General features: G+C 30.8%; 19 protein-coding genes and 2 tRNA genes. All 21 read left to right on the forward strand.

What is annotated here, in order from left to right; translation table 11 throughout:
* The first annotated feature begins 3 nt into the window (after nt 1–3).
* The 21 genes from BLW23_RS07125 to BLW23_RS07225 all read left to right on the forward strand — a co-directional run bounded on the left by BLW23_RS07125 (nt 4) and on the right by BLW23_RS07225 (nt 20,025).
* Nucleotides 4–825: an energy transducer TonB family protein gene (locus tag BLW23_RS07125; protein ID WP_093668567.1), complete on the forward strand. Its 822-nt coding sequence runs from the start codon at nt 4–6 to the stop codon at nt 823–825.
* A gap of 26 nt (nt 826–851) precedes the next feature.
* Nucleotides 852–2,060, forward strand: a complete 1,209-nt coding sequence (locus BLW23_RS07130; RefSeq protein ID WP_093668568.1) for a bifunctional folylpolyglutamate synthase/dihydrofolate synthase — start codon at nt 852–854, stop codon at nt 2,058–2,060.
* A 124-nt stretch (nt 2,061–2,184) separates the two neighbouring features.
* A tRNA-Val gene (locus BLW23_RS07135) sits at nt 2,185–2,259 on the forward strand.
* A 32-nt stretch (nt 2,260–2,291) separates the two neighbouring features.
* A tRNA-Val gene (locus BLW23_RS07140) sits at nt 2,292–2,366 on the forward strand.
* Between the two features lie 100 nt (nt 2,367–2,466).
* Nucleotides 2,467–3,744, forward strand: a complete 1,278-nt coding sequence (locus tag BLW23_RS07145; protein ID WP_093668569.1) for a nucleotide sugar dehydrogenase — start codon at nt 2,467–2,469, stop codon at nt 3,742–3,744.
* A 64-nt stretch (nt 3,745–3,808) separates the two neighbouring features.
* A complete protein-coding gene (locus BLW23_RS07150; RefSeq protein ID WP_093668570.1) occupies nt 3,809–4,741 on the forward strand; it encodes a Gfo/Idh/MocA family protein in 933 nt (310 codons plus the stop codon).
* A gap of 142 nt (nt 4,742–4,883) precedes the next feature.
* On the forward strand, nt 4,884–5,312 hold the full coding sequence (locus tag BLW23_RS07155) for an adenylyltransferase/cytidyltransferase family protein (RefSeq protein ID WP_093668571.1): 429 nt from the start codon (nt 4,884–4,886) through the stop codon (nt 5,310–5,312).
* 196 nt (nt 5,313–5,508) lie between these two features.
* Entirely contained in the window at nt 5,509–5,862 is a 354-nt protein-coding gene (locus BLW23_RS07160) for a four helix bundle protein (protein WP_093668572.1), read from the forward strand.
* A 356-nt stretch (nt 5,863–6,218) separates the two neighbouring features.
* Complete coding sequence (locus BLW23_RS07165) at nt 6,219–7,541, forward strand: UDP-glucose dehydrogenase family protein (RefSeq protein ID WP_093668573.1); 1,323 nt, start codon at nt 6,219–6,221, stop codon at nt 7,539–7,541.
* A complete protein-coding gene (wecB, locus tag BLW23_RS07170; protein WP_093668574.1) occupies nt 7,541–8,668 on the forward strand; it encodes a non-hydrolyzing UDP-N-acetylglucosamine 2-epimerase in 1,128 nt (375 codons plus the stop codon). Before BLW23_RS07165 ends, wecB begins: the two co-directional genes overlap by 1 nt.
* A 4-nt stretch (nt 8,669–8,672) precedes the next feature.
* On the forward strand, nt 8,673–9,896 hold the full coding sequence (gene wecC / locus BLW23_RS07175) for a UDP-N-acetyl-D-mannosamine dehydrogenase (protein WP_093668575.1): 1,224 nt from the start codon (nt 8,673–8,675) through the stop codon (nt 9,894–9,896).
* A complete protein-coding gene (gene rfbB, locus BLW23_RS07180; protein WP_093668576.1) occupies nt 9,889–10,944 on the forward strand; it encodes a dTDP-glucose 4,6-dehydratase in 1,056 nt (351 codons plus the stop codon). The genes wecC and rfbB overlap by 8 nt, the downstream gene beginning before the upstream one ends.
* Nucleotides 10,945–10,949: 5 nt before the next feature.
* Nucleotides 10,950–11,828 (forward strand): glucose-1-phosphate thymidylyltransferase RfbA, encoded by an 879-nt coding sequence (gene rfbA / locus BLW23_RS07185; protein WP_093668577.1) that lies wholly within the window; start codon nt 10,950–10,952, stop codon nt 11,826–11,828.
* Between the two features lie 86 nt (nt 11,829–11,914).
* Nucleotides 11,915–12,550: a formyltransferase family protein gene (locus BLW23_RS07190; protein WP_093668578.1), complete on the forward strand. Its 636-nt coding sequence runs from the start codon at nt 11,915–11,917 to the stop codon at nt 12,548–12,550.
* A gap of 305 nt (nt 12,551–12,855) precedes the next feature.
* On the forward strand, nt 12,856–14,277 hold the full coding sequence (locus BLW23_RS07200) for an NDP-hexose 2,3-dehydratase family protein (protein ID WP_255362762.1): 1,422 nt from the start codon (nt 12,856–12,858) through the stop codon (nt 14,275–14,277).
* Between the two features lie 10 nt (nt 14,278–14,287).
* Nucleotides 14,288–15,424: a dTDP-4-amino-4,6-dideoxygalactose transaminase gene (rffA, locus tag BLW23_RS07205; RefSeq protein ID WP_093668580.1), complete on the forward strand. Its 1,137-nt coding sequence runs from the start codon at nt 14,288–14,290 to the stop codon at nt 15,422–15,424.
* 6 nt (nt 15,425–15,430) lie between these two features.
* Entirely contained in the window at nt 15,431–16,390 is a 960-nt protein-coding gene (locus BLW23_RS07210; RefSeq protein ID WP_093668581.1) for a Gfo/Idh/MocA family protein, read from the forward strand.
* A 10-nt stretch (nt 16,391–16,400) separates the two neighbouring features.
* Nucleotides 16,401–16,556, forward strand: coding sequence for a hypothetical protein (locus BLW23_RS23165; RefSeq protein WP_176829773.1), 156 nt, complete (start codon nt 16,401–16,403; stop codon nt 16,554–16,556).
* Nucleotides 16,556–17,809, forward strand: coding sequence for an O-antigen translocase (locus BLW23_RS07215; protein ID WP_093668582.1), 1,254 nt, complete (start codon nt 16,556–16,558; stop codon nt 17,807–17,809). Before BLW23_RS23165 ends, BLW23_RS07215 begins: the two co-directional genes overlap by 1 nt.
* Nucleotides 17,794–18,879 carry a hypothetical protein gene (locus BLW23_RS07220; protein WP_143032124.1) on the forward strand — a complete coding sequence of 362 codons (1,086 nt, stop codon included), beginning with the start codon at nt 17,794–17,796 and terminating at the stop codon, nt 18,877–18,879. The genes BLW23_RS07215 and BLW23_RS07220 overlap by 16 nt, the downstream gene beginning before the upstream one ends.
* Before the next feature lie 6 nt (nt 18,880–18,885).
* Entirely contained in the window at nt 18,886–20,025 is a 1,140-nt protein-coding gene (locus tag BLW23_RS07225; RefSeq protein WP_093668584.1) for an EpsG family protein, read from the forward strand.
* Nucleotides 20,026–20,044: the final 19 nt, after the last annotated feature.

Here is a 20,044-nt window from a genome sequence, read left to right on the forward strand (position 1 = left end):
TTTATGCCCATATTAGAAACGAAACATAAGAAAAAATCTGCAGTAATAACAATAATCATTTTGTTATTACTTCTTTATGGTGTGTTTAATTTCGGAATGCAATATTTAGATCCTCCAATAGAATATGGGGTTGCTATAAATTTCGGAAATTCGGATGTAGGTAGAGGAGAACCTGTTGAAAAAACAAAGCAACAAGCAACAAAAGAGACGGTTGAAGAAGTTCAAGAGGAGCAGGTTGAAGAGGTTAAAGATGATGTTATAAAAGAGGATGTTATTACTGATGATACTTCTGAAGATGTTCCAGTGATAGAAAAAAGTAAAGAGGAAAAAAAGGAAGTAACAGAAACTCCTGAAAAGACGAAACCAAAAGAAAAGCCGAAGCCAAAACCTTCAAAAGCTACAAGTGATGCTTTAAATAGTTTATTGAATGGGGCTTCAAAAGACGGGGCTTCTGGAGGAGAAGGAGATGATGATAAAGATGGAACGAAAGGGAATCAAAATGGAGACCCTAATTCTTCTAAGTATTATGGTAAAGGAGGAAGTGGTTCTGGAGGGAATTATAATTTAGCAGGAAGAAGAGCTCTGTCTAAGCCTGTTGAGAAGCCCAATTGCCAGGAAGAAGGAACAGTGGTTGTTAGTATCGAGGTGGATAAAAATGGAAAAGTTATTCGTGCTATTCCTGGGGTAAGAGGAACAACTAATTCGGCATCTTGTTTATACGATGCTGCAAGAAAAGCAGCGTTAAAAACAAAATGGAATCCGGATTCAAAGGCTCCTACAAAACAAAAAGGAACTATTATTTATCAGTTTTCACTTTCACAGTAAATTCTTATTTAAATATTTTACAATAAATGACATACCAAGAAACACTCGATTGGATGTTTGCTCAGTTACCAATGTATCAAAAACAGGGTAAGACTGCGTTTAAAAAAGATTTAACCAATACGATAGCTTTAGCCAAGCATCTAGGAAACCCCGAAAGAAAATTTAAATCTATTCACGTTGCAGGAACTAATGGTAAAGGTTCTACGAGTCATATGATCGCTTCCATATTGCAAGAAGCTGGTTATAAAGTAGGATTGTATACTTCGCCACATTTAAAGAATTTTACTGAAAGAATTCGAATTAATGGAGAAGAGATATCAGAGGAATCTGTAAAGGATTTTATTTATGAAAATAAACAATTTTTAGAGAAGCAAGGACTGTCTTTTTTTGAGATGACTGTTGGTCTGGCTTTTAATGAATTTGCTAAGCAGAAGGTTGATATCGCTGTTGTTGAGGTAGGACTTGGTGGAAGACTAGATTCTACCAATATTATTACTCCTCAAGTGTCGGTAATAACCAATATTGGTATAGATCATACTCAGTTTTTAGGTGAAACATTACCAGAAATAGCTTTTGAAAAAGCAGGAATCATTAAAGATAATGTTCCAATAGTGATTGGAGAAAGACAAAAAGAAACTACACCAGTTTTTGAAATAAAGGCAAAAGAATGTAATGTAGAGTTAGTTTTTGCTTCAGATATGAAGGAGGAATATAAAACTGATTTATTAGGAGATTATCAATTGCATAATTCAAGAGCCGCTGTAACTGCAGTTAAGAAGTTAAATGGGTATGTTGTTTCTGATAAAAATATAAAATTAGGGCTTTTAAATGTTGTTCGTAATACTAATTTAAAGGGTAGGTGGCAAATTCTTCAAGATTCGCCAAAGATCATTTGTGATACCGCTCATAATAAAGAGGGGTTATCTTACACGTTAAAACAATTAAAAAAAGAAAATTTTGAACAACTTCATATCCTTTTAGGGGTTGTTTCTGATAAAAAATTGGAGGATGTTTTACCTATGTTTCCAAGAGAAGCTCGGTATTATTTTTGCAAACCGAATATTCCAAGAGGGCTTTCAGAAGAAGAATTGAAAAAAAAATCAAAAAAATATGGGTTGAAAGGGAAATCGTATTCTTCAGTTGATATTGCATATAAGTCTTTGAAAATTAATTTAAAAGAAAATGAAGTGGCTTATATAGGTGGAAGTACTTTTGTTGTTGCTGAAATTTTATAGAAAAAAACTTTGTAAAAAGCATTGTCAATTCTAAAAACTGTTATATATTTGCACCCGCAATTAGCAATTACTTTTATAGAGAATTGAAATGCAAAGCTCATCCTTAGTGAGTGTAAATAATTAAGGGCGCGTAGCTCAGTTGGTTCAGAGCACTTGGTTTACACCCAAGGGGTCAGGGGTTCGAATCCCTTCGCGCCCACAAACTCATCCTTAGTGAGTCTAAAAAAATAAGGGCGCGTAGCTCAGTTGGTTCAGAGCACTTGGTTTACACCCAAGGGGTCAGGGGTTCGAATCCCTTCGCGCCCACAGAAAAAAAGCTTTATCGATGTCGATAAAGCTTTTTTGTTTTTTGAAACTTAATCAAACATTTTTGTAACTTCGTAAGCTAAATTTTCTAAAGGAATTAATGAGTAAACCAATTATAGGTATTATAGGTCTCGGTTATGTTGGACTCCCATTGGCGAGGCTTTTCGCTACAAAATATAAGGTGGTGGGGTTTGATATTAAAGAAAAAAGGATTCAGGAGTTGAAAGAAGGTCTTGATTCAACATTAGAGGTTAATGAAGAGTTGTTAAGAGAGGTTTTGATAAGTCAATTAGATGTTGATAATGGTTTGTTTGTTACTTCAGATTCATCTTTACTTAAAGAATGTAATTATTATATCGTCACTGTTCCTACATCTGTAGATAAGAATAATCAGCCCGTTTTGAAACCTTTATTGTCTGCCAGTAAAACGATAGCAGAAAACCTAGTAACGGGTGATATTGTGATATATGAATCTACGGTTTACCCCGGAGCAACCGAAGAGGATTGCGTTCCTGTTTTGGAGGAAGTTTCTGGTTTAGGATATAATAAAGATTTTTATGTTGGTTATTCTCCAGAGAGAATAAGTCCAGGAGATAAGGTAAGGACAGTAGAAAATATATTGAAAGTTACCTCAGGTTCTACAAAAGAAACGGCATTAAAGGTTGATGAATTGTATAAATCAGTATTACAAAAAGGAACCCATTTAGCTTCTTCGATTAAAGTTGCAGAGGCTGCTAAAATTATAGAAAACTGCCAAAGAGATATTAATATTGCTTTCGTAAATGAGTTGGCAAAGATTTTTAATTTAATGGATATTGATACAAACGAAGTTCTTGAAGCAGCCGGTACTAAATGGAATTTTCTTCCGTTCAAACCTGGTTTAGTAGGAGGTCATTGTATTGGTGTTGATCCGTTCTATTTGGCTCAAAAAGCGCAGCAATTCGGTTATTACCCTGAAATAATATTATCTGGTAGACGGTTAAACGATAGCATGGGAGCGCATGTTGCTTCCGAAGTGATTAAATTAATGATAGATGGAGAAGTTAAGATAAAAAAAGCGCATGTGTTAATTCTTGGTTTTACCTTTAAAGAAAATTGCCCTGACGTTAGGAACACCAAGGTTATAGATGTTTATCATTCATTGAAAAGCTATGGTGTGGAAGTAGATGTTTTTGATCCTTTAGCTAAAGATGAAGATGTTAGGAATGAGTATGGTATAAGTTTGATACGAAATCTTCAAAGTAATTTCTATGAGGCTGTAGTATTGGCTGTACCTCATAATGAGTTCAAAACCCTAAAAATTAAAAGGTTGAAAAAGGAGGGTGGAGTTATTTATGATGTGAAGAACTTCTTGGATGATAAGGATAAAACATTATAGTCTATAGGTTTGGTAAGAGTAGTTCTTAAGTAATCTTTAAAGCAAAAGTAAATAGAGATCTGAAATGAAAAATTTTGCACTTATCGGAGCAGCAGGTTATGTCGCTCCTAGACATATGAAAGCAATAAAAGAAACTGGTAATAATTTGGTTGTTGCTTTGGATAAGTTTGATAGTGTAGGGGTGCTTGATAGTTATTTTCCGGATGCTCATTTTTTCACAGAGTATGAGCGGTTTGATCGATATATTGAGAAATTAAAAAGAAAAGAAGGAGAGAAGATCGATTACTTTAGTATTTGTACTCCAAATTATCTGCATGATTCACATGTCCGAATGGCTTTAAGAGTTGGAGCAAATGCAATATGTGAAAAACCCTTGGTCTTGAATCCATGGAATATTGATGCTTTAGAAGCTATTGAAAAAGAGTCGAAAGGCAAAATATATACAATTCTACAGCTTCGATTGCATCCAGCTATTATAAAACTTAAAAGAAAAATAGAAAGTGAAAATAGAAAAACTAAATATGATATTGATCTTACTTATATAACCTCACGAGGGAATTGGTATCATAATTCTTGGAAAGGAGATCAGAGTAAATCTGGAGGAATTGCAACTAATATCGGGATTCATTTTTTTGATATGCTGCTTTGGGTGTTTGGAGAATTACAAGAAAGTTTTGTTCACCTGAAGGAAGATGATAAAATGGCTGGTTACCTAGAGTTTCAAAAAGCAAGGGTTCGTTGGTATCTGTCTATAGACTCAAACTCGTTGCCAAAGAAGGCTGTATATGATGAAGTTAAAACCTATAGAAGTATGATTGTTGATGGGGTAGAAATAGGTTTTAGTGAAGGGTTTACAGATTTACATACAAAAAGTTATAGCTCTATTTTGTCTAATTTAGGATTTAAAATAAGTCAAGCAAGACCTTCAATAGAGTTAGTGTCTAAAGTCAGAAATGCAGAAAAGGTAAATTTAGGACAAAAACATTTTTTATTATAAAAGAAGATATATCTTTGTGCAGTAAAAAATAAAAGGAAAATGAAACCGACATGTTTAAACTAATCATTAGTATTTTATAGAATGATTTTTTTTAAATATCAAAGGTTACCTCTGACCATAGAAAAACAATAAAAACAAGCAGATGAAAATTGGTGTAACTTTTAGTGCTTTTGACTTACTACATGCAGGGCATATTAAAATGCTGGAAGAAGCAAAACGTCAATGTGATTATTTAATATGTGGTTTACAGACTGATCCAACCTTGGATAGGCCAGATAAGAATAGACCAGTTCAATCCGTTGTCGAAAGATATATTCAATTACGAGGCTGTAAATATGTTGATGAGATAGTACCATATGCAACAGAACAGGATCTTGAGGATATACTACGATCGTTTCATATTGATGTCCGTATAATTGGTGAAGAATATGCTAATAAGCAATTTACTGGACGTGATTACTGTGAGAAAAAAGGGATAAAATTATATTTTAATAATAGAGAGCATCGATTTTCTAGTAGTGGACTAAGAAAAGAAGTTCATGATAAAGAAAGTTTAAAAGATAAGAAGTGAGGTGGTTTAGTGAAGCAGTGAAATAGTGATGCGGTGAGTTAGTGAAAAAGGAAAGTAGTAGTTTGATGAATGTATATACCATACAGACTCATCCAATTAGTAAGTCACTATCTAATCAATTCACCTTATCACAATAAAAAAAGTAAAGACACCGAATCACCGAAAACTGATTCACCGTGTCACCAAAAAAAAGAAAATGAATCACAAAGAGCTAGAAGTTTGGAAAAGAAGTGTTGATTTGGTGATGAAAATATATGATATTTGCAGCGAGTTACCAAAAGACGAAAAGTATGGTCTGATTTCTCAAATGAAGAGAGCAACAGTTTCTATACCTTCCAATATAGCTGAAGGATGCGCAAGAGAGTCAACTAAAGAATGTATTCGGTTTTTGGATATAGCGAATGGTTCTCTAAGTGAATTAGAAACACAGTTAGTTATTATAGAGAGATTAAAATATTCTGAAACAGAGGCGCTGATTAATTCTGAAATTACGATCATCAGAAAAATGATTTACAAATTGAAAGAAGCGCTGAAAAGAAAGATTAGATAAAGTAGTGAGACAGTTAAATAGTGAGATGGTGAAAGCAATGAATTTGTGAAACAGTGAAATAGTGATGCAATGAGAGTGTGAAGTAGTGAAGTTTTGAAATTGTGAGAGGTGAAAACCGTTTTACTAATTCCAAGAATCACCGACCACAGATTCACTGAATCACCAAAAAAAACACCGAATCACCGACCACCGGTTCACTGTATTACAAAAATAATACCGATTCATCCAACATCGACTCACCGAAAACTGAATTACTGAATCACCGAAAAAAGACACTGAATCTCCGTGTCACAATAAAAAAAACAAAGACACCGAATCACTTAACACCGATTCACCGTGTCACTAAAAAAGAGTAAATGAATATAGCCGTTATTGGTTCGGGCTACGTTGGCTTAGTATCTGGCGTGTGTTTTTCGGAAATGGGAAATACTGTGACTTGTGTAGACAATGATTATGAAAAGATAGACAAGCTTAAAAAAGGTATAATACCAATTTATGAGCCAGGATTAGAACATTTGGTTCGAAAAAACGTTGAAAAGGAAAATCTTTTTTTTACAACATCTTTAGAGAGGGTTCTTGATGAGGTTGAAATTATTTTTATTGCGGTTGGAACACCCATGGGAGATGACGGTTCGGCTGACTTAAGTTCTGTTATTTCTGTAGCGAAGGATATTGGCAGAAGAGTTCAAAATGAAATAATAATAGTAAATAAATCTACAGTGCCAGTAGGGACAGCGGATAAGGTAAGAGAAACAGTGAACAACGAATTGGGGAAAAGAGGGGTTGAAGTTAAATTTGATGTTGTTTCTAATCCTGAATTTTTGAAGGAAGGGGATGCTATTAATGATTTTATGAAACCAGATAGGATTGTTATCGGGACTGATTCGGAAGTTGCGCTGACTAAAATGAAAGAATTGTACAGCCCTTTTTTTAGAACCCATGACCGTTTTATAACCATGGATATCCGTTCTGCAGAGTTGACCAAATATGCGGCGAACGCCATGTTAGCGACCAAAATCTCCTTTATGAATGAAGTAGCTAATATTTGTGAAAGAGTTGGAGCCGATGTTAATGATGTAAGAATAGGTATTGGATCGGACTCAAGGATTGGATACAGTTTTATTTATCCTGGGGTTGGATATGGAGGCTCATGTTTTCCTAAGGATGTTAAGGCTTTAAAGAAGATTGGTGAAGAGTACGGTTATGAAGCTCAGTTGATTAAATCTGTAGAGGATGTCAATAACCGCCAAAAAAATATCATTTCAGAGAAGGTTATTAAGAAATTCGGAGAAGATTTATCGGGAAAAACTTTTGCAGTATGGGGCTTGTCTTTCAAACCAGGAACAGATGATATGCGCGAAGCTCCTTCAATTTACACAATTAAGGAGTTAGTGAGAAGAGGCGCGAGAATAAAGGCTTACGACCCAAAGGCGATAGAAGAAGCTAAGAGATATTATTTAAAAGAATTTAAAGAAGTAGAATATTTTGACTCAAAATACGATGTTTTAAAGAAATCTGATGCCCTTATCTTATTAACAGAATGGAAAGAGTTTAGGTCTCCAGATTTCTCTGAAATAAGAAAGCAATTGAGGTCACCAATTATTTTTGATGGCAGAAATCAATATATCGCTTATAATTTAGAGAAGAAAGGAATAGAATATTATAGAATCGGGAAATAATGAAAAAAAAGAACTTAATTATATTTGGAACCAGACCAGAGGCTATTAAAATGGCTCCTCTAGTAAAAGAGTTTTTAAAAAATAAGGATGATTTCGAAACTAAAGTTTGTATTACAGCACAGCATAGAGAAATGTTAGATCAGGTATTAGATTTTTTTGAAATAGTACCAGAATATGATATGAACTTAATGAAGCCTAATCAAAATTTATATTCGTTAACAGCTGATATAATAACTGGTTTAAAACCGATTTTAGAAGATTTTAAGCCTGATTTTGTATACGTTCATGGTGATACAACTACAACAATGGCTTCTAGTATAGCAGCTTTTTATTCAGGAGCAAAGGTGTGTCATGTCGAAGCAGGTCTTCGAACTTTTAATAAAAGATCACCATTTCCAGAAGAAGTAAATAGAAGTGTAGCAGGAAGTATATGTGATTACCATTTTTCACCAACAACTATCTCTAAAAGTAATTTATTAAGAGAGAATATCTCTGAAGAATCAATATTAGTTACGGGTAACACAGTTATTGATGCTTTACATTTTAGCTCAAATAAAGTAGTTTCTGAAACTTATATAGATGAAGAGATTTTCATGCTTAAAGATTTAGTGAATCCTTCGAAAAGATTAGTCTTGGTTACTGGTCATAGACGCGAAAATCATGGGAAAGGGTTTATTTATATTTGTACTGCATTAAAAGAAATCGCTAATGCAAATGAAGATATAGAAATTATCTACCCAGTTCATTTAAATCCTAATGTACAAAAACCAGTTTATGAATTATTAGATGGTATAAATAATGTAAAGTTAATAGCACCATTATCGTATCCAGCATTTGTTTGGTTGATGAATCAATCTCATATAATTATAACAGATAGTGGAGGTGTTCAAGAGGAAGCTCCAAGTTTAGGTAAACCTGTTTTAGTTATGAGAGACACAACAGAAAGACCTGAAGCTGTTGAAGCAGGAACGGTGTTATTAGTAGGGACGGATAAAAATAAAATAGTAAAAGAAGCTCAAAAATTATTAAATGATGAAGATAGTTATTTGTCAATGAGTAAACTTCATAATCCTTATGGAGATGGAAAAGCATGTGGGCAAATAGTTAACTTTATTAAAGAATTATAAAAAAATGAATAAACCAGAAGTTGTAATGATTGGTCTTGGGTATATTGGATTACCTACGGCTGCGTTAATAGCACAAAATGAAGTGAATGTTCATGGTGTTGATATTAATCCAAAAGTTGTTGAGACTATTAACAGAGGTGAGATTCATATTGTAGAGCCTGAATTAGATCAAGCGGTTGAGAATGCTGTTAAAAATGGTTATTTAAAAGCTGCTACTAAAGCTGTAGTAGCAAATAACTATTTAATAGTGGTGCCAACTCCTTTTAAAGGTAAAAATGAGCCAGATATTTCTTTTGTTGAAGCAGCAACACGCGGTATTATTCCATTATTAAAAGAAGATGATTTATACGTGATTGAATCTACTTCACCGGTAGGGACTACGGAGAAGATGAGGGACTTAATCTATCAAGAGAGACCTGAGTTAAAAGATAAATTATACACGGCGTATTGTCCTGAAAGAGTACTTCCAGGAAATGTAATGTATGAACTGGTCCATAACGATAGAGTAATAGGGGGTATAGACGAAGAATCTACTCAAAAAGCGCTTGAATTTTATGGAAAATATGTAAAAGGAGAATTGCATAAAACTAATGCCCGCACAGCAGAAATGTGTAAGTTAGTTGAAAATTCTTCAAGAGATGTACAAATTGCATTTGCTAATGAGTTATCTTTAATTTGTGATAAGGCAGATATTAATGTTTGGGAATTAATAAATTTAGCAAATAAACATCCAAGAGTAAACATTTTGCAACCAGGATGTGGTGTTGGAGGACACTGTATTGCAGTTGATCCTTATTTCATTGTTTCTGAATATCCAATGGAATCTAAAATTATTGGTACAGCTAGAGAGGTAAATAATTATAAATCTTTTTGGTGTGCAGAAAAAATTCAAACTGCAAAATTACAGTTTGAATTAGAACATGGAAGAAAGCCAAAAGTAGCCTTAATGGGATTGGCTTTTAAGCCGAATATTGACGATTTACGAGAGTCCCCAGCAAAATATATTGTAAATAAAGTTTTGCAAAATGATAGTAATGGTGAATACTTTATCATAGAACCTAATATTGTAGAACATAAAGTTTTCAAATTAACTGATTATAAAGAAGCAATTGAAAAAGCCGATATAATTACTTTCTTAGTTGCACATAATGAATTTAGAGATGTTCAAATTAGTAAAACCAAAATTGTTTTGGATTTTTGTGGAGTTAAAAAAGTAACTTATGAATAGAAAAATATTAATAACAGGTGGAGCAGGCTTTATAGGATCTCATGTAGTTAGATTTTTTGTAAAGGAGTATCAAAACTATGAAATATACAATTTAGACGCTCTAACCTATGCAGGAAATCTGGAAAACTTAAAGGATATTGAAAAAAGGCCAAATTATAAGTTTATTAAAGCAGACATTACAAATGAAAACGAAATTAGGCGGCTTTTTCAAAAGTATAAATTTGATGGAGTTATTCATTTGGCTGCTGAATCTCATGTCGATAGATCAATTAAAGATCCTTTAGCTTTTGCAAGAACAAATATATTAGGAACATTAAATCTATTAAATAGTTTTAAAGAACTTTGGTTTAACGATTGGACAGGTAAAAGATTTTATCATGTTAGTACGGACGAGGTATATGGAACTCTTGGGAATACAGGCTTATTTACAGAAGAAACATCGTATTCTCCTAACTCACCTTATTCCGCTTCTAAAGCAAGTTCAGATCACTTTGTTAGATCGTATGGAGAAACTTATGGATTACGATATGTAATTTCTAATTGCTCAAATAATTACGGGCCTAATCATTTTCCGGAAAAATTGATTCCATTATTTATTAATAATATTATAAATAATAAATCACTACCAGTTTATGGTAATGGTAATTATACTAGAGACTGGTTGTATGTGATAGATCATGCTATTGCTATAGATAAAGTTTTTCATCAAGGTGTAAATGAGAATACCTATAATATTGGTGGTTTTAATGAATGGAAGAATATAGATTTAGTTAATCTTTTATGTAGTTTAATGGATGAAAAATTAGGTAGAGAGAGTGGAAGTTCTGAAAAGCTAGTAACATTTGTTAAAGACAGGCCGGGGCATGATTTAAGGTATGCAATTGATGCCAATAAGATAAATAAAGAACTGGGATGGAAACCTTCTGTTACTTTTGAGCAAGGGTTATCCATGACTATTGACTGGTATCTTCAAAATTCTGAATGGTTAGAAAGAGTTACTAGTGGAAATTACCAGAATTACTACAACAATTTTTATAGTATTAGATAAAAAGTATGAAAGGTATAATTTTAGCAGGCGGATCAGGAACTAGACTTCATCCGCTTACACTTGGAGTTTCAAAACAGCTTTTGCCAGTTTATGATAAGCCGATGATATATTATCCTCTATCAGTATTGATGTTGGCAGGGATTAAAGAGATTTTAATTATATCCACTCCTTATGATTTGCCAAATTTCAAAAAACTTTTTGGAGATGGAGCGCAGTTTGGTCTTAAGCTATCGTATAAAGAACAACCTTCTCCTGACGGATTAGCACAAGCTTTTATTCTTGGAGAAGCTTTTATAGGAAATGATGATGTGTGCTTGGTGTTAGGTGATAATATTTTTTATGGTGCTGGGTTACAAAAATTGTTAACATCTTCTGTACATATTGTGAAGAATGAAGGAAAAGCAGTTGTATTTGGAAACTATGTAAATGACCCCGAAAGATATGGCGTTGCAGAATTTGATAAGTATAATAATGTTATAAGTATTGAAGAAAAACCTAATGATCCAAAATCTAACTTTGCGGTAGTAGGATTATATTTTTATCCCAATTCCGTTGTAGAAATAGCTAAGAATGTAAAACCATCAGATAGAGGTGAATTAGAAATTACCTCGGTAAATCAAGAATATTTAAAATTGTCTCATTTAAAAATGCAGATTTTAAGTAGAGGTTTTGCTTGGTTAGATACAGGTACACACGAGTCCTTAACAGAAGCTACAGAATTTGTTAAAGCGGTAGAAAAAAGAACGGGACTAAAAATTGCTTGTTTAGAAGAGATCGCTTTAAAAATGAATATGATTGACAGATTAAAATTAAAAAACTCAGTAAAGGATTTGAAAGGAGATTATTATGATTACATAAAGAATATATTGAAATCTAATAATTGAATTTAAATTATAAAGAATCAATAATATTCTAAAAAAAACTAAAAAATAATTTTAGATTAATTTTGTTGATGTATAATATATAACTTATGAAAATTACAATTTTAACAGATAATCCGAAAAGTTGGGTATTACCGTACATTGAAGATTTAAAAAAGAAGTTATGTATTCATGACGTAAATCATATTTTTAGCTCAAAGGAAATTAAAAAAGGAGATTTAATGTTGATTCTAAGTTGTGAAAGTATTCTGAAAAAATCACATTTATCTTATCATACTAGCAATATAGTTGTTCATCCAAGTAAATTACCAATGGGTAAGGGGTGGTCACCAGTTGCATGGCAGATTCTTGATGGTTTTGATAAAATACCGTTAAGTTTGTTTGAAGCTAATGAAAAAGTTGATGCAGGTGATATTTATATTTTAGACTATTTCTATTTAAAAGGAGGTGAATTGAATGATGAAATTAAGCATAAACAAGGGACTAAAACAATTGAAATGGTTTTAAAATATATCGAAAACTTTGCCACAATTGAGGGGGTACCTCAAACAGGAGAAGAAACTTTTTATAAGAAAAGATCCATCAAGGATAGTCAACTTGACATAAATAAAACAATTAAAGAACAATTTAATCTTTTGAGAGTTGTTGATAACGAAAGATATCCTGCTTTCTTTTTTAAAGATGGTCAAAAATATAAATTAAAAATTTTAAAAGCTGATGATTAATTTTCTTAAGTCTGTGCTAAGAGAGGAGAATCAGTTTTTTTTAATTAAGGAAGTAGTTAAGTGTTAGAAAGAGAAGGGTTAAGTTGTAAGAGTGAAAATTACAAAAATACCATTTAGAGAATTGTATATTAGGTATTTTGATAAAGAATCCCATTACATATATGATGCTGTAAGTACGGGAGTTTTATCTAATTTGTTTCTGGAGGTAACAGAGATTAAAGAAATAAAGATAAAATATAGAATATTGTTTTACATAAAAAATATTAAGAAGCAAGCATCATTATTGAAATTAAAAACTACTTATTGTGGAGAAAATTGAATCAATAGAAACATCTTTTTTAAAGTCTGCTTTAACTGAAGAAAATCCATTTATCAAAACGGAAGATATTATAAAATGGTTAGAAATAAGGAATAAAGAAGTAACAGTAAATGTTAAAAAAGTTACATTTAATGAGCTTGAAAATTGGAAATTAAATAGAACAGCAGGGAAATTAAAGCACAGTTCAGGTAGTTTTTTTTCAATAGATGGACTTAAAGTAAAAACCAATATAGGGAAAGTACGACAATGGGAGCAGCCTATAATAAATCAACCAGAAATAGGCTATTTAGGTATTATTACGAAAGAATTTAATGGTCTTTTATATTTTTTATTACAGGCAAAAATAGAACCAGGTAATGTTAACAACGTGCAACTTTCCCCAACATTACAAGCGACAAAAAGTAATTATACTCTGGTGCATAAGGGAAAAAAACCATTGTATTTAGAATATTTTCAAAATGCAAAAAAAGAAGAAATCCTTATAGATCAATTGCAGTCAGAGCAAGGTGCTCGTTTTTTAAGAAAAAGAAATAGGAATATTATAATAAAAATAGAAGAAGAAATAGAGGTTCAAGAAAACTTTATTTGGCTTACATTAGCTCAAATTAAAAAGCTTATTTTACTTGATAATTTGATTAATATGGATACCCGCACAGTAATTTCGGGTATTACATTTCAATCTTCAGAGGGATGTCTTTCTGTGGGGCAGGAAGTTAACTCTATGTTGTTTAAAGATAGTTTTGAAGCGAAAATGTTACTATCGATATTACACACTAAACTTTCACTATATACATTTGAAGAAATTATAGGGTGGCTAACTTTTTTGAAATGTAAATACGAATTAGAAACCAGACCTATTTCCATCTTTGAAACAAAAAACTGGTTAATAAAAGATAATGAAATATATCACGCTGAAAATAAGTATTTTAAAGTAATAGCTGCTCAGGTGGAGATTACAAATAGGGAAATTTCATCTTGGTATCAGCCACTTATTGAGCCAATAGAAGAAGGTTTAGTAGCTTTTGTAGTAAAAGAAATAAAAGGTGTCTATCATTTTTTAGTACAAGCTAAAGTAGAATGTGGGAATTTTGACACAATAGAAATGGCTCCCACTGTTCAATGTATCACTGGAAGTTATAAGAATAGTAAAGAAGTACCTTTTCTAAATTATGTTTTAAGTGCCTCTAAAGAGCAAATAAAGTTTGATACTTTACAATCAGAAGAAGGGGGGCGCTTTTATCAAGAACAAAATAGAAGTATAATTATTGAAGCAGATAAAGATTTTTCAGAACAAGTTCCGGAAAATTATATATGGCTCACATTGAATCAGTTAACAACTTTTTTAAAGTTTAATAACTTTTTAAATATTCAATCTAGAAGCTTAATTTCGGCTATCAATTTTATTTAAAATATTTAATATGAGAATACCTTTTAACAAAGTATATATAGCAGGGGATGAAGAAAAATACCTTTTAGATTCGTTATATTCAGGTAGGCATTGCGGAAATCATTCATATTGCAAAAAAGTAATTTCTCTTATGAAAGAGAAACATTCATTTAATGAAATTTTTTTAGTGCCATCAGGTACGGCAGCTCTTGAAATGGGTGCATTATTAGCAGGGATAAAACCAGGAGATGAAGTTATTTTACCCTCTTATACATTCAGCTCTACAGTAAATTCTATTGTGATTTTTGGAGCAATACCTGTTTTTTGTGAAGTAGAAAAAGAAACTATGAATATTGATGCTTCCAAAATCGAGGAGTTAATTACACCGAAAACTAAAATGATTCTTCCTATTGATTATGCAGGGATTTCATGTGAAATTGATAAAATAATGGAAATAGCAGAAAAGTACGAGCTCATTGTTATGCAAGATTGTGCTCAATCTTATGGAAGTTATTATAAAGGTAAAGCGTGTGGTACACAAGCCCATATAGCTACATTTAGTTTTCATGAAACAAAAAATTTTAACGCAGGAGAAGGAGGAGCTTTAATGGTTAATAAAAAAGAATGGCGAGAGAGAGCTTATTTTTTACAAGAAAAAGGAACAGATAGAAGATTAGTACTAAAAGGAGTAAAAAATAAATATAGTTGGGTTGATATAGGTTCAAGCTATTTATTATCAGATATTCTAGCAGCTATTCTATTAGCTCAATTGGAAAAAGAAGATGAAGTGAAAGAGATTAGAAGTAAAATAACCAAAGCTTATTTAGAACTCTTCTCAGATTATAACAATAATATTTCTTTTTTCCAACTTTCTAAAAATGTTGAAATTAATCATCACGCATTTTGGGTGGTTTTTGATACAAAAGAAAATTCAGAACAGTTTATGACTTTGTTGAGAGAGAAAAATATTGCAGCTTATATTGGGTATCTGCCTCTTCATTCTTCAAAAAAAGGTATGACATTTGGTTATCAACCAGAAGATTTACCGATTACTGAACATTTGGCGTCAAAAATTGTAAGAATGCCTTTCTATACCGATTTAGGAAAGGAAGGTTTAGATTACTGTATTAAATCTATGAAAGAAGTATTAAATAAAATTTATAATTAATTCATTATGTTAAAATTTGCGGTTGTTGGATGTGGTAATTTAGCATTAAAATACTCAATACCAGCTTTGATTAATTCGAGAGAGAGTGAATTAATAGTTTGTGTAAATACTAGTGAAAAACCAAAAAAAATAATAGAACAAGAGTTTAATATTCCATTCGAAATATCTTTTAAAGAAGCTATAAGAAAATATGATTTTGATGCCGTTTATATATCAACTCCTACAGGGAGTCATGCAGAAATAGTTACGATAGCTGCTCACAACAAGAAACATATTCTTTGTGAAAAATCGCTCGGTGTAAACCCAAATGAAGTTTCAAAAATGATTGAAATTTGCAAAAAAAATAAAGTTGCCATTTTTGAAGGATTTATGTATCAATTTCACACACAGCATCGTTTTGTTAAAAAATTAATAGATAAAGGTGAAATAGGTACACCTTTACATTTTAAAGGATGGTTTGGTTTTCCTCCAATTAATCCAAATGATTTTAGGTATGATAAAAATAAAGGAGGAGGAGCAGTTTTAGATGCAGGATCCTATACAGTTCATGCGGCGAGACATTTTTTTAAAAGAGAGCCTATCAAAGGTTTTTCAATTATAGAAAATGAAGGGTATAAAGTAGAAATAAGAGGTAATGTATTGTTGAATTTTGATAATAATAGAACAGCAAGTTTAGCGTTTGGGTTTAATAATATGTATCAAAACAAATATACAATATGGGGTACTAAAGGAATAATTACTTTAGAAAGAGCGTTTGCAGTTCCACCAGATTTTAGTCCTATTTGTATATTAGAGAAGCAAGGTTATAAAGAAAAATTTACTTTAGAGCCATGCAACCATTTTATTGAAGAAATAAAATATTTCGTAGATAATTTTGTTAATGAAAAAATAAAAAAAGAATGGAGAAATGAAGCTTTAATTCAATCTCACCTATTAAATTTAATAAAAGAAGAAACCTTATTTTAACTTATTATACATGAAAGTACACGTATTTAGTAATGTACAAAATAAAAAAATACAATTATTTTTTTCTGATTATTATTTATATAAATTGGTAAGACTTACTTTATTACCTGAATTATCTGATAAAGATATTAAAATATATTCAGGTGCAAATTTAAAATTTCTGTAATGAATTTTGTTAAGTCATCATTGCTGACTGGAATTTCAGCTATAATAAGAGTTCTTAGTAATTTAATAATTACAAAAATTGTCGCAATTACAATGGGAGCATCTGGTATGGTTTTGTTAGGTCAGGTTACTAATTTAATAGGTTTTGTAAGAGCATTATCAACAGGAGGAGTTCAACAAGGTACAGTTAAGCTTGTAGCTGAAATATCAGATAATCAAGCAGAATTTAAAGATCCAATAAATGCTTCCATACAGATTTCTTTGCTTTGCTCAACAGTCTTGGTTTTGTTACTAATTCTTTTTAGAAAAACCATAGGCCTTTATTTTTTCTCAACTACTGATTATAACTACTTGTTTTTCGTAATTTCTGGTGCTGTTTTTTTTTATTCTTTAAATGTAATTTATTTATCAGTTTTAAACGGTTTAAGACACCTTAGGCTTTATATAATAGCAAATATAGTAGGTAATATAATCGGATTGTTAGTTAGTTTAATATTAATAAGTTTTTTTGAATCCCACGGTTTATTAATTGCCTTTTCCATAAATCAATCAATAGCGGTTGTAAGTACGCTCTATTTAATTAGAAATCAAAATTGGTATAGTGTTATTTTGGCATTGAAATCTAAAATAAATAAGAAGTATATAAAAAAATTATTAGCGTACTCATCTATGAATATTGTCAGTGCGATAACAGTTCCTCTGGCTTATGTTTTAATTAGAAAAATAATTATTAAAGAAAGAAGTGTTGATGAAGCTGGTTATTGGGAAGCTTTAATAAGAATTTCATCAGTTTTTGTAATGATTATTGCTACGGCTTATAGTACATACTTATTGCCTGCCTTTTCCATTTTAAAAGAAAAAAAATTAAGATTAGAATTATTGAACATATATAAAATAGTCATACCATTAGCAATAGTGTCTTCATCATTAATCTTTTTATTTAAAGATTATATTATTACCATATTATTCTCAAGGGATTTCGAATCTGTAGCAGGTTTTTTCAGGTTTCAATTAATTGGAGACACTTTTAAAATAATCACTTATGTAACAGGTTTTTTACTAATAGCTAAGGGAAAGGTTAAATATTATATAATTAATGAGATTATTCAGTTCTCAGTATATGTTGGTTTTTCGTTATTGCTTATATCGAAAAAAGGAATTGAAGGAGCCACAATGGCATATATGGTTACAGCAATTATTTGTTGTGTTTATCAATTATTGGTTTTTAGAAAAATATTATGGTTAAAAGATTAAAAATATTATTATTGGGTGAGTATAGTAATTACCACAATAATTTAGCTAAAGGATTATTAGAATTAGGACATGAAGTAATACTAGCTAATGCAGGAGATCATTATAAAAATTACTATCGAGATATTGATTTATCATATCATTCTAAAAATAAGGTTAAGTCTGCGGTAAAGAGGATTTGGATAGAGAATAAAAAAATAGGATTATTGAAAGGTTTTGATATTGTTCAAATCATCAATCCAAATACCTTTTCTAGATTTGGAAATAATATTTCCTTGTTTAGGCAATTGTTTTTAAATAATGATAAAGTTTTTTTGAGTGCAGTAGGGGATGATTATTTTTGGTGGAAAGCATATAGAGAGGGAAAATTTGAAAAATCACCACATAAAGGGACTTTGGAAGATGAAGGGAAAATGCAATCAATATGGGAAACGTCAAAGTCATTAATAAAGGCTAACGAATTTTTGGTGCAAAACGCAAGCGGTATAATACCAGGTTGTATTTCATATAAAATACCGTATGAACATTTTTCTAATTGTAGAAAAATAATTTTACAACCTATTGATGTTATGAAACATGATTTTATTGAAAATATAATAAGAGATAAGATTGTTTTTTTTCACGGAGGTCAAATAGGTCGCTATGGTTTTAAAGGGACAAGGGTTATAGATCAGGTTATGAGTGATTTATCTAGTAAGTATGCTTCAGATCTTATTTATAAAAGAACTGATAGTATACCATATGATGAATACATAAAAATAATAAATGAAACCAATATTTTAATAGACCAAATAAATTTTATAGAACCAACAATGAATGCATTAATTTCTATGTTAAAAGGTAAGGTTGTTATGGGAGGTTGTGAAGAAGTTTTTTTAAAAACACATGGTATTAAAGAATTACCTCTTATAAATATTTCAGAAAATAAAAAACAATTTACGTCTAAAGTTGAATGGATTTTAGATAATAGAATGTTGGTTAAAAATATGTCGTTATTAGCGAGTGATTATGTTAAAGAAAAACATTCGAACATAAAGATAGCTAGAGAGTTTGTAAAAGAATGGAAAAATTAAGTTAAAATGGAGCTTTTTTATTTTTTTACAATTCTGGTTTTAATTATTTTTTTCATTAATAAGAGGTTTTCAATACTCCTTTTAGTGTTAGGAGGGATGTTTTTTTTAATTAATTTACCATCTACAGGTTTGGATTATGATGTTTATAAATTGTCTTATGAAAGTTCTTTCATGGGAAATGAATTTCCTTTTTTTTCAACAGAATCAAAATTGGTGTCTGAGCCATTGTATTTGTTTTATACTTCTTTAGTTCGCTGTTTGACAGGGCTTAGTTTCTCGCAATTTTTGGCGTTTAATTTTTTAATTTGTTTTTATATTTCTTATTTGGCATTTAAAAATATATCATTAAATCTTTTTTTTTACTTTTGGTTACTTTTTTTACCTATTTTCTTTCCAACAGTTTTTTATTTTTCACCGAGATCATCTCTGTCATTTTTTATGGTTATGTTTGGTTTTTTAACTACAATTAAAAGTAAGCGTAAAGATAATCATGCAAGAAATTTAATTAGAGGTCTCATCTTTATGTTTATAGGTATGATGATACATTCTCAATTTATACCCATTGTTTTATATGTTTGCTTTATATCTTTTTTTTGTATACATCTTAAATCAAATTTTAAGGTTTACCGAAACAAGATTCTTATTATATCAATTTCAATTTTTCTCATTTTGAAATTTTCATTATCTTTTTTAAGTTATTTCGAGTCTTTCTTATCTTTACTTCCTTCATCAAAACTAGCAGTTAATAAATTACATTATTTGGAAGATGCGAGAAAAGGATTCAGATTATCAGGTTTATTCTCTATTTTTGTTTATCCAATAATGTCTTTTATTATTATGAAATATTTTTTTAAACAGAGAAGTTTTATTGGAGATAGAGACTTAAATAGATTTAAAACTTTAACTATGTTTCTTTTTGGAATTGCTATGTTCGGAGCAGCTGTTAACCTTGCCTTTATTGATACTCCACATCTAGCGGGTAGATTGGTTAGGTTTTCTGATTATTTTTGTTTCAGTGTTGCTATACCCTTAATTTTAAAAATAAGATACAATAATAAATTAGACTTAGTGATATTAATAGCTTTATTTTTGTTGATTCCAATAGTTTTTCCTGCAGTCTATCATAATACTATTTGGGGGTTTTAGTAATTGATTATTATAAATG

It is taken from the genome of Tenacibaculum sp. MAR_2009_124 (assembly GCF_900105455.1).
Lineage (GTDB): Bacteria > Bacteroidota > Bacteroidia > Flavobacteriales > Flavobacteriaceae > Polaribacter.